Source organism: Fulvivirga marina, assembly GCF_016775155.1.
GTDB lineage: Bacteria > Bacteroidota > Bacteroidia > Cytophagales > Cyclobacteriaceae > Fulvivirga > Fulvivirga marina.
In genome coordinates, this window is the sequence record NZ_JAEUGD010000042.1 from 598,862 (window position 1) to 614,906 (window position 16,045).

Sequence of the window (16,045 nt, forward strand, 5' to 3'; positions counted from 1 at the left end):
CAAAACACTAAATTTAAAAAGAATGGAAATCCTTTTTTGTCTAGTGTCTATGGCTTTATTTTTTACAATGTTTTTTTATTTTACCATGAGGTGCCATAAAAGGTTTTCGAAGGAATAACACCTCTTTAGTTTAACATCAAGACCATTTTTGTTGTTCTGGATGCAGATGTGGGTAAATAATGACCGTTTGAATTTACAATTCTGCCCTACATCCGTTAATTTAGAAAAAACCTTTTGCAAAAATGGTACATGAAGATTTGCGCCTCAAAGAAAGATTTGGCTTTGTGAGGCAATGTACGGAAGCTATTTGTTCACCCTTAGCTCCTGAAGATCACGTAGTTCAGCCTGTGGTTGATGTCAGTCCACCTAAGTGGCATCTCGGACATACTACCTGGTTTTTCGAAACATTTATACTCATTCCTGAAATGAAGGGGTACCGAGCTTTCGATAAAAACTATAATTTTCTTTTTAATAGTTATTATGAGACAGTTGGAGCGCGAGTGGTTCGAACTGATCGTGGAAACATAACCAGACCCACGGTAAAAGAAGTATTGGACTACCGCAAGTATGTAAACGAGCATATGAACCATTTCCTTGACAGTCAGGAAGAGCTGAGTAAGTCGCTGTCAGATCTGATGGAACTGGGGATTCAACACGAACAGCAGCATCAGGAGTTGCTATGTTATGACATCAAATACATTCTGGGTAACAACCCTATTTTTCCAGTTTATTTAAATAAAACACTCCAGGAGTTTAATGAACCTGCCAGACCAGAATTTCAGCATGTAGACGGAGGGGTATATGAAATTGGTTATAATGGTGATGGCTTCTGTTTTGATAATGAATTAGGCATCCACAAGGTTTACCTGCATGATTATGCGATAATGGATAGGTTAGTGACCAACGGAGAATATCTGGAGTTCATCCTCGCTAAGGGTTATGAGGATTTCAGGCATTGGCTTTCAGATGGTTGGGAATGGGTGAAAAACAATAGCATAAAAGCACCAGCCTACTGGTACAGCCTTGATGGGCACTGGTATGAGTATTCACTCAATGGTGGGTTGAAACCATTGGACCTAAATGCACCAGTAACCCATGTAAGTTTATATGAAGCTGATGCCTATGCTAAATGGAAAGGTCTCCGGCTACCGACTGAATTTGAGTGGGAAGTGGCATGCAGCCGACACTTGGGCGTGAATGATAATAGTAACTTTATGGAGTCTGAGAATTTTCAACCTATGCCTCAGAAGGGTAATAATAACCAAATGTATGGAGATGTATGGGAGTGGACCAATAGTGCATATCTTCCTTATCCTTTCTATAAGGCTCCGGAGGGAGCCGTTGGAGAATACAATGGTAAATTTATGATCAATCAAATGGTTTTGAGGGGTGGCTCATGTGCTACTCCTAAAGATCATATACGTGCAACATACAGAAACTTTTTTCACCCTCATCTTCGATGGATGTTTTCGGGGATAAGACTCGCAAAAAACCAATAAAAACAACTTTTCAATGAATGACCAACTTGTGATTACCCAGTTTGCTCAAGACGTGCTTAGTGGGCTTAGCGCAACACCGAAAACTTTATCTTCCAAATATTTTTATGATGAAAAGGGGGACAGAATTTTCCAGAAGATCATGAATCTGGAAGAATATTACCTGACCAAATGTGAATATGAGATCCTCGAAACTCATCAGCATCAGATACGAGACCTTTTTATGGAAGGAACGTCGAAATTTAACTTGGTGGAATTCGGAGCTGGCGACGGTTTTAAAACCAAAGTGTTATTGGAGTGTTTTTTAAATGCTGATGTAGACTTTCGATATCGTCCTATAGATATATCAGGGAATGTATTACAAATATTAGAGGAGTCTCTGGAAGAGGAGTTTCCTTCTTTAAAAGTAGAAGGTATTCAAAATGAATACATGAAGGCACTACGCGAACTGGAAAATGGAGGAACGCGAAATGTAGTGCTTTTTCTTGGCTCTAATATTGGTAATTTTAAACATTCTCAGGCCGTAACATTCTTAAAAGGGCTTTACGAAGGACTGAATGAGGGGGATTTGTTATTTATAGGGTTTGACTTGAAAAAGGACCCTGAGGTTATATTAGATGCCTATAATGACAAAAGTGGAGTTACCAGAGATTTTAACCTTAATTTGCTCAATCGGATCAACAGAGAGTTAAAAGGAAACTTTGATTTATCAGCGTTCAGGCATTTCCCTACTTATGATCCTCTTACGGGTACTACGACAAGCTACTTGGTGAGTACTAAAGCACAAACTGTTGAGATTATGGATACCGCTGTAGAGTTTGATCCATGGGAAGCTATCCACATGGAAATATCTCAGAAATACAGTATGAAGGATATCGAGAGTCTGGCTACACAGGTGGGTTTTAGTATTGTGCGTAATTTTTATGATGCAAAGCGTTATTTTGTCAATTCTGTCTGGAGAAAATAGTCGTTACCCTTTGGGAGGGTTTGTCTGGCGGCTCTTCAATGCAATCGTTAAGCATGATATAGTAGAAAAAAACATACTGATAGGGCTGGAATAAATAATGAAATTTTCTTTAAAATTGACCAGTAATAACTGTTGGTTATAAAATAAAACCTTATTACTTTTGTGGCCCTTTTGGGCCAATGATCATGTAAGCGCACGTGGCGGAATTGGTAGACGCGCCAGGTTGAGGGCCTGGTGGCCATTGCGGCCGTGGAGGTTCGATTCCTCTCGTGCGCACAAGTAACACAGATTGCTATCGTAAGCGAAGTTCTTTTAGAAAATTTTTTAATGCCGAAGTGGTGAAACTGGTAGACACGCATGTTTCAGGGACATGTGACCTTACGGTCGTGGGGGTTCGAATCCCTTCTTCGGCACTTTCTTTAAGACCCTAATACACATCTGATTATTTAAAGTTTCAACTGCCATCCCCTAAGTAGTGCTACTTTTATTTATTTATGATTAATACATATCAAAACCCATCAGATATTAATTTCTGTAACTAAAACTTCGTTATTATCCTTTCTAATGCGTTAATTTATACGACTTACTAAATATTAACATGAGCGTAACTATTAAAGATATTGCACTGGCTTTAGGCATTTCTCCATCTACTGTATCGCGAGCTTTAAACGGTCACCCGGACATTAGTGAGGAAACCCGTAAGTCAGTAAAAGACGTGGCGAAAAAGATGAACTACCATGTCAATCAAATGGCGAGTAGTCTTCGAACAAAGAAATCTTTCTCCATTGGAGTAGTTGTACCTAAAATAGCCAGTCATTTCTTTTCGTCAGCTCTGGGAGGTATTCAGGAAGTGGCGGTCTCCAATAACTATCAGGTGCTTATCTGTCAGACTAACGAATCACCCGCTCTGGAGAAAAAATATATTTCCTCGCTTTTATCGGCCAAAGTTGATGGGCTGCTCATCTCTCTGGCTAAGGGCAGTAAAAACATTAAGCATATTCAGCGTGTGATCGAACATAATGTTCCATTAGTGTTATTTGACCGTACCAGCGATAGCTTTGAGGTGCATAAGATAGAAGCTGAGGATTTTAAAGGTGCCCACCGGGCTGTTACGCATTTAATAGATGGGGGATGTAAAAGGATAGTACATCTATCGGGGCCGGATACTCTGACAGCAAGCCTTAACCGAATGCGTGGCTATAAAGAGGCGCTTAAGGATGGAGGCCTGGAGATTGATGATGAACTTATCGTTCCATGCGACTTTGATCCGGAAACAGGAAGAGAGGCGATAAAAAGGCTGCTGGATAAATACCCTGATATTGATGGGATATTTACAGTGAATGATGAGTTAGGTGTGGAATCTATACTAACTTTGAAAAGTATGGGAATTAAAGTGCCGGAGCAAATCTCAGTGGTTGGTTTTGGTGATTTCCCTATTTGCAGAATAGTAGAGCCACAGCTTAGCTCTGTTAGCCACCACCCGGATAGGATCGGTTATGAGGCTGCTAAGTGCCTTCTAGATCAAATTAAAAGTAAACATAAGGAAAGCAGTATAAAGAGGGTTATACCCTCAGAGTTGGTGGTAAGAGCTTCGTCTATAAAGAAGTAATGACGTATACCAATGAAGGCAGAAGTAACCTGCGGCTTTACTAAACCACTTTAGGCAGTTTGGTAAAGCTTGCTGTTTAGCAGTATGTGCAGGATATTTTAATGGTTTTTATATGTTTGATCTTTATGCGATGCAAACAAGATTCATGAATTGTGTTCGTTTTGAATGCATCAATGTGTGCAAGCATAATATATTGTAAACAAATTGAAAGTAATCACCGAAAGAATCTCACATTTCAGGAAGAAAAATAATTTGTCTCAAACTGAGCTTGGAGAACAGATGCAGGAGATCACGGGGCAATTGTTTACGCGCAGTGTAGTTTCTAATTATGAAAACGGCAGAAGGAAAATACCGGTAGATCTCATTCCTGTTCTGGCGAAAATATTCGGCATCACCACTGATGAATTATTTTATTCGCGTGAGGATATGGAGAAGTCCCACGAATACAGCTCCAGTATTTCCGAACTTCAGGAACTTGCCCATAGCGATGTTAAAGCGGCTTTTGAAAAGTCGTTGATAATGCTCAGGGAGAACAGCAATCAATTGAAAGAACTTCAGGAGCAATTGAAGAACTCTGAAGAGGAGGTACACAAGTATCAAAAGAAAGTTGAAGTGATGATAAATGCCTCTGACAAGCTTGCGGATACAATTATTGAGCTAAAAAGAGCCGCCCGGGAATAAATTAGTGGATAATAAAACTACTATATGTCAAGACAGCCACTTAAGATTGGCTGTCCCTGAGCATTTGTCTGATAGAATGCACCTGTTGGTTTAAGGTAAGCACCTCTTCTTCAAGCCTTGCGTGCAGCTTTTCTAGTTTGTTACTCTTTCTTTCTTGTTGATTTTTATAATTGCGATACATGATTAGCCTTTTCCTATATTTATATAGCACAAACATCAACAAAAGCAGGCCAAGGGCAGCGCTGATAGCATAAACGATGTTCATTAGATCTGCTTCCTGCTCTTTTTGCAGCAACTCATGCTTATACCTTTCTTCATTGTTCAAATGTGTAATCTCAGCTTCTGCCATATCAACACTTTGCTGCGCATACATCGACGAAATGAGTTTGTTTTGTTTTTCTAATGCTTCATTTCTCTTTTCCCTGATTAAAATGTATTCCTGCACGGGGACAACCACACCCGTCGCACGGGCAGAGGCATTGTTACTGAGGTCGCGGAGTGCGTTCAGGGCCATATGTAACTCTTCCGAAAGCAACTCTCCCTCAGCATCTGAAAGCCTGACCACCTGGTTATAATATTGCAATGCAGCTTTGTAGTCACCTTTGAGGGTGGCCAGTTCTCCCAAATAATTCAGGTTTGGTCGTTTATCGGCACCACCCAAAGCGATCTTTAATTGGAGTGCATCATTTAGCCATTTTTCGGCATGCTCGAGTTTGCTGGCTTTCATATAGCTCTCACCTATATTGCCATATAGAAAGGCTTTTTCTAGTTTCTGATCATCATTTAAATAGGTCAGGGCTTTTTCATAGTTTTTTATGGCTTCATCAAACCTTTGCTGTCTGAAATATAGCTCACCGTACGAAGCATACGCATTATATGTCCAAAATGATGACCCTAAAACAATACTGGCCTCAAGGCTTTTTGAAATATAGCGTTGTGCCTTGTCAAACTCTTCCAACCCTAAGTACACCAAGCTAATGTTATCAAATATGACAGGAAGTTTTTCAACTTGATTCAACTGGATATACAACTCTTTTGCATGCTCAAGATAATGTATAGCCTCAGCAGGTTTTTTAGCCAACCGATAAACGTTGCCTAAATTCGATGCTGCCTTAGCTTGCCTTAATTTATCTCCTAATTGTTCATAAAGTACCATTGCTTGCTTGTTGGATTTAATAGCTTCTCCATATTGATTATTCATTCTGTTGAGGTAAGCATGGTTGGCATAATATCTGGCTAGATATTCTTTGTTATCTAATTCAATAGCCAAGGTTTTCATTTCCTCGAGCAATTTAAAAGCTATATCAGGTTCCTCAACGTGTTTGAGATAGGTTTGATGGGTATTCTTTAAAACGTCAATTTTTGCTGGGTCGTGGGTATTGATCTCATCCTGAGTGCAGGCTACTACAAAGAGCACGCTCAAGACCGCCAGAGTTGTAAGTCTCGGCATAATACTAGGTTAAATTATAGGTTGAAAAGAATTGTAATAACACCGAGCAAAGATGTCGGTATTATTACAATTATCAAGGGGCATAAATTTGGAAAACCTTACGTGCATTAGAAATGAATAAGTTTCATTATCCTCTCTTGGTGATTACTTATCAAAATTCACCTGGACCTTCATCATGTCCTTCATTTACACCTTCGGTGTTAAGCACATTATCAGGTACTATTTCTTCTTCCTGGCAAGAGGTAAAGGTTAGCCCAAACAAGCCGAGCATGGCAATCAATGCAATTTTTCTGATTTTCATTTGTTTCTGAATTTAAAGGGTTTAGTTGTATTTCGGGTCATCAGGTAATTTTATGAGACCATTACAAACTTAGTGGTTTCTCAAATTACCGTCTAATGGTACTTGCAGGGCAATGTTACGCTGGTAATGAATCAGTTAGACTTATATTGTCTAATGTCAGACAACTAATGAGTTATCCATCGCAAGTAAAAGAAATTTTATAGAAACTGAACCAGCCTAATTGTGCTACAATAGAGGGATGAGGAAAATTGCTTTCCTAAAGTGTCATTTTGTAATCATATCTTACACGGAATTTTTAATGATTATCTATCGATGCAAACATTTTGCATGCTAAAAAACGTATAATCTCTTTCTGAAAGCGATTTATATTCAAAGGCTAATTAATACGGATGTATATACTCAATACATTAAGAGTTTCTTTATACATAAGAGTAATTAAATAGGCTGTTCATGTATTTTTCTTGTTCACGTTCCGTGAACATCTTGTATTTGTGAACAATGGGACAAGCGATGGAAAAAGAAGTAATACAGGTTGCTTTAGAAAATCTACATAAAACTGTCGGAATTGAAGCTTTTTGGCAAAATAATGGCCCATTAGACGGGGTGTTAAATTTTACACTTAACGGGCAGGTATTCACCTTTGTGGTTGAAATTAAGCGTGAACCGAGAACTTATCAACTGCAACAGATTGAAGAGCATTATCTCCAACCGGCGCGGAAGTTGCTTCCGTGACATATAGCCGATAAGCAAGACGAACTGATGACAAAAAGGATCAAGCATTTAGTAATGTAAGGACAAAGGAAAAGTTACTTTCAGGATGGAGTTGGTAATATGAAAAGCACGGAAATAACTTCCGCGCCAGAGTAAGTCAATAATTTATATCGGAAGTAGATTTCCGTGCCAGTAAGTGCACTTTACCAATCTCCCAAAGACCGGGAAAGTGCCTAAAAACCTTTGATTTCAGCAAATCAAACATCAATATGTCTTAACCTCGCCCATCTCCACAACTTCGAAATCAGAAACCTTCACATTTCGTAATCCCTTTAAGTCATCATTGTCCCATTCCTCATGGGGTGCTCCGGAAATAAACATAGATGATCCTACATCTGCCAGAATGAGTCCGTACTTTTTCATAGCTTGAAGTATTGCCTGGTTGGTTTCAGAATATCCGGATATGTCATAATCTGCTTTGAGCCTGAGTTTTGCTCCGAAGGGTAGCAGCTCATTGCCTGTAAGGTCTGAAACTTTATGTCGGGCAGGGTGGACATAGCCACCGTAAATTTTTGATTTTGGTAGTGTAAAACGGATGGCATGATCTATCTCACCATTTTCTTCAATTTCCGGGTGCCTGACCAGTAGAGGGAAGATGGGCAAACCTGCGGCATCGGCTGATGTCCAGGTTGCAGGCCGGTACTCTATCTGGTTGAGGTAGAATACAGCGCCTGAAGAAGCTTCCCAGCCATTACTACTTCGGCTGGCATTGTAAAGTTCATATAGCATGCCGTTGTCTACATCCACACTGATTACATGGCTGTCACCTTCTCCATTACCTTCAATCGGGGCATCTGGCGGAATGGGGAAGGGGCCTTCATCACTTTCATCACCATAGTTACCATCATAGTCGTTGGCCCTGTAGGTAATGGGTGTTGCTGTTTGCTTCTCGCTGACCACCGTGTAAGGTATACCAATGGGCTTGCCTTCATAAGTGCCGCTACCGAAATCCGGGAAAAGCCCTACGCTTAATCCAATATTATTGAGGATAACAGATGAATTAGCATCAACATTTTTAGTAGAGACGTCCTCATTTAACGGGTGTGAGGCTGGGAAAGTAGCAATATGCTCTGCATCAGAGAGTGACTTGGAGTTGTTGTCTCCAGGCTGGTCTCCATCGTCATCCGAGCAGGAGAAAAGAAAAGGTGATAAAATTAATAAAAGCGAACTACAGATCATCTTTATGCTCATTGCATTCATATGGGGTATTTTAAAGATTTTCTGTTAATTCCTGAAATTAGGTCATTTCTCTAAAAAATCTTAATAGATGTGATGTAATTAATGAAAAAGGACTTCTAAAGTTAAATGATAACCCTGATTGCATAAGTTTGACAGGAAATTACCACACCATCCGCTGCTGCCTATGTGATTTCTGAGTGGTTTAAAGCAATAACAGAACTCATTTTAATGAGTTCTGTTATGATTCAATTAATTACCAATCTTTAATTATAGATTGACAAATCTGAAATTGACGCATAGGGTTTAATACCACCGTCAAAAGATGCCAGGACTGTTAACTTATTTTCAAGGGCAACAAGTACATATTGCTCCAAATTTGAAGGAACAACAACGGTATAGTTGTCTCGTTGCTGGGATGAAAGTTTGCAAGTATTGACGCAGTTCATGAGATTCTGAATGTTTTTCATTAAAACTGCCCGAAACAATCCAATTATACACTGAAAATTTCAGGGGACTACTTATCTTTTTTCTTTTTGAAAATGCCTCCTATCTTGTCGAAAATATTTTTCTTTTTAGGAGCGTCTTTCCCGTTACCTTTGTCGTCAAAAGTAGTTTTCTTTTCGCCGCCTTTTTTATTTCCGAAGAGCCATTCCATAAATACTTTATCCTCTTTCTCTGTGCCGCAATCTATACTTCGGGCGATATAATCTGGTATTTCGGGAAATGAGGCATAGCCCTGTTTTCGGAATTTTGGATCAGATTGCATTTTGTGAAAGTATTTGGCCACAATAGGCATGGCTGTACTGGCACCTGACCCGAGGCTTGTGGTACGGAAACGGATGGCAGGGTTGTCAGCACCAACCCAGGCTCCAACAACCATCTCAGGGTTGTAGCCAATAAACCAACCGTCTGTATTGGATTGGGTGGTTCCTGTTTTTCCGGCCAATTCATGAGTCATGTGATATTTCCAGCGATAACTGCCAGCCGTGCCTGCATTTACCACTTCTTGTAACATAGCATTCATGATCATGGCCGTTTCCTTCATCATAATACGTTCTCTGGAAAGGTCAGTCTTAAATCTATCCAGTACCTTGCCTGAGTTGTCCGCTATGGCAGTAAGGTATCTGGGTTTAACTGCAAATCCTCCATTTGCAAAAGCACAATAGGCAGTAACCATTTCCATTAAAGAGATATTTGCCGTACCCAGAGCAATAGAGGGTACTTCAGGAAGCTCTGATTCTATTCCTGCTTTTTGGGCAAGGGAAATGGTCTCAGCAATGCCAACTTCTTCCAGAACTCTTACTGTAACGGTATTTACTGATTTGGCAAGAGCACCTTTAAAAGTATACTTCATGTCATACTCTTCTTCATCCGCATTTCCAGGAGACCAGTCAGCAAGATTGGTATACGTTAGTTTTTCACCTGAGATATATCTGCACGGGTTCATTCCTTTTTCAAGGGCCGCAGCATACACTAAAGGTTTGAATGTGGAGCCAACCTGACGTTTTGTATTCTTGTTTACGTGGTCATATTTAAAAAATTCATAATTAATGCCACCTACCCAAGCCTTGATGTTACCACTTGCAGGTTCCATGGCCAGCACTCCCGTTTGTAAAAATGTGAGGTAGTGCTTAACCGAATCAACTGGCGACATTTTCACCTCTTGCTCACCTTGCCATTGGTAAATTTTCATAGGTACGGGTTCCTGTAGTGCCTTCATGATCTCTTTTTCAGAGTGCCCTTTATCCTTCAGGTTTTTGTAACGGGAGGTGTTTTTTAAGGCTTGTAAGACTATTTCCTTATTGCTGCTCCAAGATGCTGTATTGCTCCAGTGTTTGTTGAATACAGCTTGCAAATCGCTCATATGCTTTTTCATGGCTTCTTCGGCGTACTTCTGCAACCTGGAATCAATAGTAGTATATATTTTAAGGCCGTCTGTATAGATGTTGTACCCACTTCCGTCAGGTTTGGAGTGGTTGTCGCACCACTTTTCCAGCTCCTTGCGAAGGTACTCTCTAAAATAAGTAGCAATACCAGTATTGTGAGTGATCTTGGTGTAGTTCAGTTTAAGAGGCAGGTTGCTTAGAGAGTCGTATGCAGCTTCTGTTATGTAGCCGTACTTGGCCATTTGGCCCAATACCACATTGCGGCGGGTAAAGGAATTTTCCGGGTAAAGCCGAGGGTTATAGCTGTAATTGGCCTTTAACATTCCTATTAATACGGCGGCTTCCTGTAGGTTAAGGTTTTTGGTCTTTTTATTGAAAAAGCGCCGGGCGGCCATTTCAATGCCGTATACATTATCTCCAAAAGGTACTGTATTGAGATAAAGCGTCAATATTTCCTCTTTGGAATAGATTGACTCCAGCCGGTTGGCAATAATAGCTTCTTTTACTTTGCTTACGGGTATGGATAGCCAGCCATGATCTTTCCTTGGGAAGAGGTTTTTGGCCAGTTGTTGACTAATAGTACTGCCACCTCCGGAAGACCTGTCTAACATAAGAAATGTTTTGAAAAAGACTCTGGTCAAACTTCTATAGTCAATACCCTCGTGCTCAAAAAAACGGGCATCTTCCGTGGCTACCAGGGCATCAATCACATGTTTTGAAAGTTCGTCGTATCTTGCATGTGTCCTTTCCTGAATATAAAACTTTCCTATTAAGACACTATCAGCACTATAAATCTCGGTAGCGGTATTATTTTCTATTTTTTGTAGTGTAGCACGCTCTGGCAGTTTGCCAAACACACCAAGTTTTACCGAGAAATAAAAAAACAGGAATGAAGCTGCTATTGTACCAATGGCAAGCAGTCCTATTTTGATTAATCGTTTTGGGGTCTTGTTTTGTTTTTTGTTGCTTCTCTTTTGCCTCTTCGTCTTTTTCATCTCCTCAATAGTATATCACATTGCAATCGGGGTTAGATTGCTTAAACTCTTCCACTCTTTTTGATGATATTCTGGTGTTGTAGCATTTCAATACTCGCAGAGCCAGGTGCACGACCTCGTCCAACCGTTTAACATTGGTATTGGAGCAATCCAATACGTGGAGGTTTACCAGGTTATCCAACGAATTCAACCTTTTTATCTGGGTGCCTGAGCAATTTACTTCTTGCAGGCGTTCCAACCCGGAGATAGCATTCAAATCTGTTACCGGGGTGTTGGATATGTCCAGAGTGGTCAGCTTTGCAAAATTAGCCAAAGCCGAGATATTATTAACAGGACTCTTGCTAATCTGAAGCTTCTCGAGCGATTTAAACTCTGTGAGTGGTGTAAGATCAGAAACTACTGTTCCTGAAAGCATAAGCTCTTTAATATTTAAGAAATTTTTTAGAGGGGTGAGATCGCTAACGGGAACCTCAGCAAACTGGATTGCCTGAAGTTCAATCAGTTTGTGTAATTGCTGTTTAGTAGGGGAGCTGTTTAGAGTAGTCTGCGTTGAGAAAATGTTTCGCCAGGCTGGGTCAAGATCCTCCCACCAGGCTTTTAGGTATTCTGTTTTAAATATTACCAGACACTCCGGATTGTGGCTAATAAATTGCTGAACATGGGTTTCATTAACTAACGTATTGTCTACTTCAATTTCTCTGAGCCTGTTGAGATTGCTTAGATCGTCAAGGTTAGACAGGGTAGTTTTATTGGCTTTGAATGTATGTAACCTGTTAAGTGAGGCAATCGCAGCAAAATTGTTTGCTTCAGTATCTGATATGTCGAGGTAACTCACGTTACGCAAATCTTTTAAAGGGGACAGGTCAAACACTGCTGTGTTTTTGAGAATAATAACCTCCAACTTTCGGAGCTTGGTAAGTGGCTCAATACTTTGAATATAGAGATTGTCAGCAATATTGATGGAGTCTAGTGAAGTGATCTTTGCCAGATCCTCTTTGGTTGGTTTTTTACCTTTAATATTAATTGATGTCTCTAAAATAGTTTTCCATGATACCGGTAGGCTTGTCCACCAGTTTTTCAGGTCTTCCGATTCAAATACTACTAATACACCAGGGTTTTGAGCCATAAATTCACTGGCAGCCTCTTGGGTGATCACGGTTCTGTCACAGTAAATGCGTTCCAGAGCGGTTAAATCGCTTAAAGGAGACAGGTCTGACACTACCGTATAGTTAACAGAGATTATTTTTAATGATTTTAAGCTGCTAAGCGGGCTTAGTGAAGGTATAGGAGTACTATCTGCTTTAATAATTTTAAGCTTTTCAAGCCCTGAGACAGGGGAGAGAGTGGTTATGTTAGTTGAGCTTATATTGAGTTCTTCCAGGCTGATTACAGGCTTGAGTATATCAATGCTAAGCAGAGGTGTATTTGCAAGCTGAAGGTTTTTTAAATCTGTCAGCTCAGCGATAGGGCTGAGGTCTGAAACTCTGGTTCCGTTAAGGTTCAATAATTGCAATTTGCCTAACCTTTTTAGAATGGTGATATCCTTAACAGGTGTGTTTTTTAACTCCAGATACCGGAGTTCTCCTGCGTACTTCAAAGACTCAAGGTTATCTACTGGTGTGTTTGATATGTTCAGCTCCTCCAGTTTGGTTAGGTTTCTTATCGGTTTTAGGTCATAGATGTTAGTGCCGGAAAGGTCCAGGTGTGTAAGACTTGATAGCTGGGATAGTGGGGCTATATTAGTAATATACTGGTTGCCTGAAATGTCCAGTTCACTTATTTGAGAAATATTCTTGATATCGCTGAAGGTAGCGCTGTCAATCAACTCGACTTTTCTTTTAAAAATGGCCTTCCATTCATAAGAGAGGTCACTCCACCAGCGGGTTAGTGCTTCTTTCTGGCTAAACTCATTAGTATATATGCTGGCAATTTTAAGATCTTGAGACTCTGGATTCAGGTTGATCTCTATAAATCGCTTCTTGGTGTTATTGATGGAGTCACCTTCTATTTCAATTCCTTTTAAGTTTCTGGTTAAGGATACTTTGAAGAATAATTCTCCCTGGTCATTGACATAGTGGCTGATATCTTCGATGTTAAAATCAAATTTTACTCCTTTGAAGAAGAAGTCAACATCTTTAAGATAAGCCTGTACATTTTTATAGGTGATTACATCACGAGCTTCATCCAGGTCGTCTTCTATCTGAACTTGTTCGTTTCTGAATATTTTTGTGTAGCTCTGGTTTACGATTACATCTTTATCACGGGCAGAAGTGGACCTGTTACCCAATGTATTGAGCACATACTCCAGAAATGAGACAATATCCTTAACTTTTGCTTCATGCTCAGCAAGCTCCTCCTGAGGAACATGGTTGTTTTGTGCCGCTACGTTTATAGAAAAGCCAATACATGCCAGAAGAAGACAGGCAATAGAAAAGGTTTTATTGATCTTCATAATAGATATACTTTCTCAAAAGGTCTTTATCCTTATCGGCAACTTTGATAAGGTCGGATATGAGCCAGCCTGTGTTGTAACCAGCCCGGTTGAATTCTGATAATTCGAAGTACCAGCCAGGAACCTGGAAGAAATGAAACTTTACGCTTTGTATGGTTTTGAATTTCAGGTTGCCACTTTTTATTTCATATAGAAACAAAGTAAGGTAGTCTGGACGGTAATCTTTAATAGCAAATTGAGTAGCCGTGGATCCATCGTTAAGTGCCTTTCGTAAGTTCATAAAGTCGAGTTCATGGCTTAAAGGGTGTAGAAACTTACCTAGTGAAGTATCTTTTTTCATATAGTCGCGAAAAGCATCTGAGTAGACTTTGTAAATTACCCATTTATAGCCCAACTTTTCCTGTTCCAATTTCATAAACAGTATGAAGGTTTTATCACGGCCTTTGTAATTGAACGTTGTTGTTACCTGCGAAAACCAATTTTTGCCATGAAAATCGAGCGTAACAGGGGTGCTTTTGTTGGTAACATAGTCAGAGAACTGACTTTTGAGGTCATCTTTTAGGTTGCGATTTGATGCATCAAATAATATGCTGATATACTTTTTTCGAAGCTTTGGGTCTTGGTATTCTTTATCATGTGCATAATATCTCTCTCCCTTTTCATCTTCCTCCCCATTAAAGCGTCTAAAAAACTGATTGACTTGTTTGGTCTCAGCATATAGGCGGCTTTCATCATCCATATCACTGACTATTTGAGCCTGTAAATAAATGGAAGGGAATGCAACAATCAGGAGTATTACTAAAAAAGAACGGTTAAAAAAATTCATGTGCATATTTTAGTATTGAGATATTAAAATTAAGTATTGAGATAAAGATCAGGGAATTGCAATACTACCCTTTCTTGTCTTTATCTCAATACTTATAGTTAAAGACACTTTAGGTCTTTAACTTTTACTGCATAAACTTATTATGGTTTTATGCATTTACCTTTAAAGTGTATGGTTAATTTATGCAGTAGTTTCTGTCACCCTTATGTCGCCCAATAATACATCCCAAAATTCAATTGTTCTGCCTTGAATCTGGGTTTTCTTTTTCTCGACATAAATCGTGATATCTTTTTTAGTAGTGTCCTTATAGCTCATACCATCATCGGAGGTGCCTTCAAAGCGTTGGTATATGGTAACTACACCTACATACCTGCCATCAGGTTGGCGTTCCAGGTCGCTGATGTAGTGTATGTTGTACCATTTTATATTTACCCTGTCATAATTGAGTGCCATAAGCCGCTCAAAGTATTGACGCACTTTGTAGTAGTTAATTTCTTTGCTGTTAAGAGAGGATACGCCCATTTCGCTGTCTTCAGCGAATAATTCTTCTGCGCGGTCCATTACCCGATTAGCTTCGGAAAAAGGAGTTTTTTTGTTGCCTATTATGCTGATATACTTGCTCAGGTCCCTCACTTTTTCAAGAGCCAAAGAGTCGATGGCCTGCTTTCTTTCAGGACTGATATTATCTTGGGCGGATACACTACCGATTAAAAACAGGCAAAAGAAAGCTGCTATAATGAATTTGAATTTATACATAGTTGACATTGATTTTTCGTTTTATCCCGTATTATTTTCTTTTGATAAGTTCTAATTCAGTGATCTTGCCAGAAGAATCGTACTGAAGGTCGCCTATACTATTAATGTTTTTCTTCTGGTCTTTGAGGTAGTTCAGGTATTCTTTGATCGTGGTGGGTCTGTCATAGTCCTTCTGGCCATTTACTTCACTTATTACGATTAGTACTGGTGTTTGAGGTGAGGCAAACATGGTTAACGCTTCATTAATGCTTTGGTTTGCAGATGTAGCGCTACTTGCGTTAGCAACAGCATTAAAATACGTTGAGAGCTTGTTTGCCGGGGCTTCTGCTTCTTCTCTGGCTTTTTCCCGAGCAAGCCTTAGCCTTTCCTCTTCGGCTCTGCGTCTTTCTTCTTCAGCACGCTGTTTTTCTCTTTCCAATGCTTCCTGTTCCATCTTCGCTTTTTCAGCAGCCGTATCAGTTACATCGCCTGCCTTCTTTTTGCTTTTACAGCCAATTCCCCCAATCATCATCGCTGCTATGAAGGCAAATAAAATCACTCGTGATGAGCGATATAGTGTGTTTGAAAATATTAGTGCCATTGTGTTTCTATAGTTTTTTTAATTATATCTTTTATTCAGTAAATAATATGCCAACAATCCAGCATAAGTTTATACGTTGCAAGCGCCGTTTTATTG

Annotated in this window: 13 protein-coding genes and 2 tRNA genes; 7 read left to right on the forward strand and 8 right to left on the reverse strand. The window is 39.7% G+C overall.

Translation table 11 applies throughout. From position 1 onward, the window contains the following. Nucleotides 1-242: 242 nt before the first annotated feature. The 6 genes from egtB (at nt 243) to JMN32_RS13255 (ending at nt 4,753) form a co-directional block, all read left to right on the forward strand. Complete coding sequence (gene egtB / locus JMN32_RS13230) at nt 243-1,499, forward strand: ergothioneine biosynthesis protein EgtB (RefSeq protein ID WP_202856797.1); 1,257 nt, start codon at nt 243-245, stop codon at nt 1,497-1,499. A 13-nt stretch (nt 1,500-1,512) separates the two neighbouring features. Next, the gene (egtD, locus tag JMN32_RS13235) at nt 1,513-2,463 is read left to right on the forward strand and encodes an L-histidine N(alpha)-methyltransferase (RefSeq protein WP_238354453.1); all 951 of its coding nucleotides are present in this window, start codon (nt 1,513-1,515) and stop codon (nt 2,461-2,463) included. A 191-nt stretch (nt 2,464-2,654) separates the two neighbouring features. Further along, nucleotides 2,655-2,739 (forward strand) — tRNA-Leu (locus JMN32_RS13240). 53 nt (nt 2,740-2,792) lie between these two features. Then, nucleotides 2,793-2,876, forward strand: a tRNA-Leu gene (locus JMN32_RS13245). Between the two features lie 185 nt (nt 2,877-3,061). Beyond that, the gene (locus JMN32_RS13250; RefSeq protein WP_202856798.1) at nt 3,062-4,072 is read left to right on the forward strand and encodes a LacI family DNA-binding transcriptional regulator; all 1,011 of its coding nucleotides are present in this window, start codon (nt 3,062-3,064) and stop codon (nt 4,070-4,072) included. 204 nt (nt 4,073-4,276) lie between these two features. Next, on the forward strand, nt 4,277-4,753 hold the full coding sequence (locus tag JMN32_RS13255; protein WP_202856799.1) for a helix-turn-helix domain-containing protein: 477 nt from the start codon (nt 4,277-4,279) through the stop codon (nt 4,751-4,753). A 40-nt stretch (nt 4,754-4,793) separates the two neighbouring features. On the opposite strand, the gene JMN32_RS13260 is transcribed toward JMN32_RS13255, so the two are convergent. Next, on the reverse strand, nt 4,794-6,203 hold the full coding sequence (locus JMN32_RS13260; RefSeq protein WP_202856800.1) for a tetratricopeptide repeat protein: 1,410 nt from the start codon (nt 6,201-6,203) through the stop codon (nt 4,794-4,796). Between the two features lie 151 nt (nt 6,204-6,354). Continuing rightward, nucleotides 6,355-6,504, reverse strand: a complete 150-nt coding sequence (locus tag JMN32_RS13265) for a hypothetical protein (RefSeq protein WP_202856801.1) — start codon at nt 6,502-6,504, stop codon at nt 6,355-6,357. A gap of 510 nt (nt 6,505-7,014) precedes the next feature. On the opposite strand from JMN32_RS13265, the gene JMN32_RS13270 reads away from it, so the two are divergent. Beyond that, complete coding sequence (locus JMN32_RS13270; protein ID WP_202856802.1) at nt 7,015-7,236, forward strand: hypothetical protein; 222 nt, start codon at nt 7,015-7,017, stop codon at nt 7,234-7,236. A gap of 243 nt (nt 7,237-7,479) precedes the next feature. Here the strand turns inward: JMN32_RS13270 and JMN32_RS13275 are convergent, their stop codons facing one another. The 6 genes from JMN32_RS13275 to JMN32_RS13300 form a co-directional block, all read right to left on the reverse strand. Further along, on the reverse strand, nt 7,480-8,475 hold the full coding sequence (locus JMN32_RS13275) for a hypothetical protein (RefSeq protein WP_238354454.1): 996 nt from the start codon (nt 8,473-8,475) through the stop codon (nt 7,480-7,482). A gap of 493 nt (nt 8,476-8,968) precedes the next feature. Next, a complete protein-coding gene (locus JMN32_RS13280) occupies nt 8,969-11,335 on the reverse strand; it encodes a penicillin-binding protein 1A (RefSeq protein WP_202856803.1) in 2,367 nt (788 codons plus the stop codon). 4 nt (nt 11,336-11,339) lie between these two features. After that, the gene (locus JMN32_RS13285) at nt 11,340-13,787 is read right to left on the reverse strand and encodes a leucine-rich repeat domain-containing protein (RefSeq protein WP_202856804.1); all 2,448 of its coding nucleotides are present in this window, start codon (nt 13,785-13,787) and stop codon (nt 11,340-11,342) included. Then, the gene (locus tag JMN32_RS13290; protein ID WP_202856805.1) at nt 13,774-14,613 is read right to left on the reverse strand and encodes a hypothetical protein; all 840 of its coding nucleotides are present in this window, start codon (nt 14,611-14,613) and stop codon (nt 13,774-13,776) included. Before JMN32_RS13290 ends, JMN32_RS13285 begins: the two co-directional genes overlap by 14 nt. A 180-nt stretch (nt 14,614-14,793) precedes the next feature. After that, a complete protein-coding gene (locus tag JMN32_RS13295) occupies nt 14,794-15,369 on the reverse strand; it encodes a hypothetical protein (protein ID WP_202856908.1) in 576 nt (191 codons plus the stop codon). A gap of 31 nt (nt 15,370-15,400) precedes the next feature. Further along, nucleotides 15,401-15,949 (reverse strand): nucleoid-structuring protein H-NS, encoded by a 549-nt coding sequence (locus tag JMN32_RS13300; protein ID WP_202856806.1) that lies wholly within the window; start codon nt 15,947-15,949, stop codon nt 15,401-15,403. Nucleotides 15,950-16,045: the final 96 nt, after the last annotated feature.

Bases quoted from the DNA above. Each gene is read 5' to 3' on its own strand.
- JMN32_RS13260 (WP_202856800.1), bottom strand. From the start codon at position 6,203: ATGCCGAGACTTACAACTCTGGCGGTCTTGAGCGTGCTCTTTGTAGTA.
- egtD (WP_238354453.1), top strand. From the start codon at position 1,513: ATGAATGACCAACTTGTGATTACCCAGTTTGCTCAAGACGTGCTTAGT.
- JMN32_RS13290 (WP_202856805.1), bottom strand. From the start codon at position 14,613: ATGAATTTTTTTAACCGTTCTTTTTTAGTAATACTCCTGATTGTTGCA.
- JMN32_RS13275 (WP_238354454.1), bottom strand. From the start codon at position 8,475: ATGAATGCAATGAGCATAAAGATGATCTGTAGTTCGCTTTTATTAATT.
- JMN32_RS13280 (WP_202856803.1), bottom strand. From the start codon at position 11,335: ATGAAAAAGACGAAGAGGCAAAAGAGAAGCAACAAAAAACAAAACAAG.
- JMN32_RS13295 (WP_202856908.1), bottom strand. From the start codon at position 15,369: ATGTATAAATTCAAATTCATTATAGCAGCTTTCTTTTGCCTGTTTTTA.
- JMN32_RS13300 (WP_202856806.1), bottom strand. From the start codon at position 15,949: ATGGCACTAATATTTTCAAACACACTATATCGCTCATCACGAGTGATT.
- JMN32_RS13250 (WP_202856798.1), top strand. From the start codon at position 3,062: ATGAGCGTAACTATTAAAGATATTGCACTGGCTTTAGGCATTTCTCCA.
- JMN32_RS13270 (WP_202856802.1), top strand. From the start codon at position 7,015: ATGGAAAAAGAAGTAATACAGGTTGCTTTAGAAAATCTACATAAAACT.
- egtB (WP_202856797.1), top strand. From the start codon at position 243: ATGGTACATGAAGATTTGCGCCTCAAAGAAAGATTTGGCTTTGTGAGG.
- JMN32_RS13265 (WP_202856801.1), bottom strand. From the start codon at position 6,504: ATGAAAATCAGAAAAATTGCATTGATTGCCATGCTCGGCTTGTTTGGG.
- JMN32_RS13285 (WP_202856804.1), bottom strand. From the start codon at position 13,787: ATGAAGATCAATAAAACCTTTTCTATTGCCTGTCTTCTTCTGGCATGT.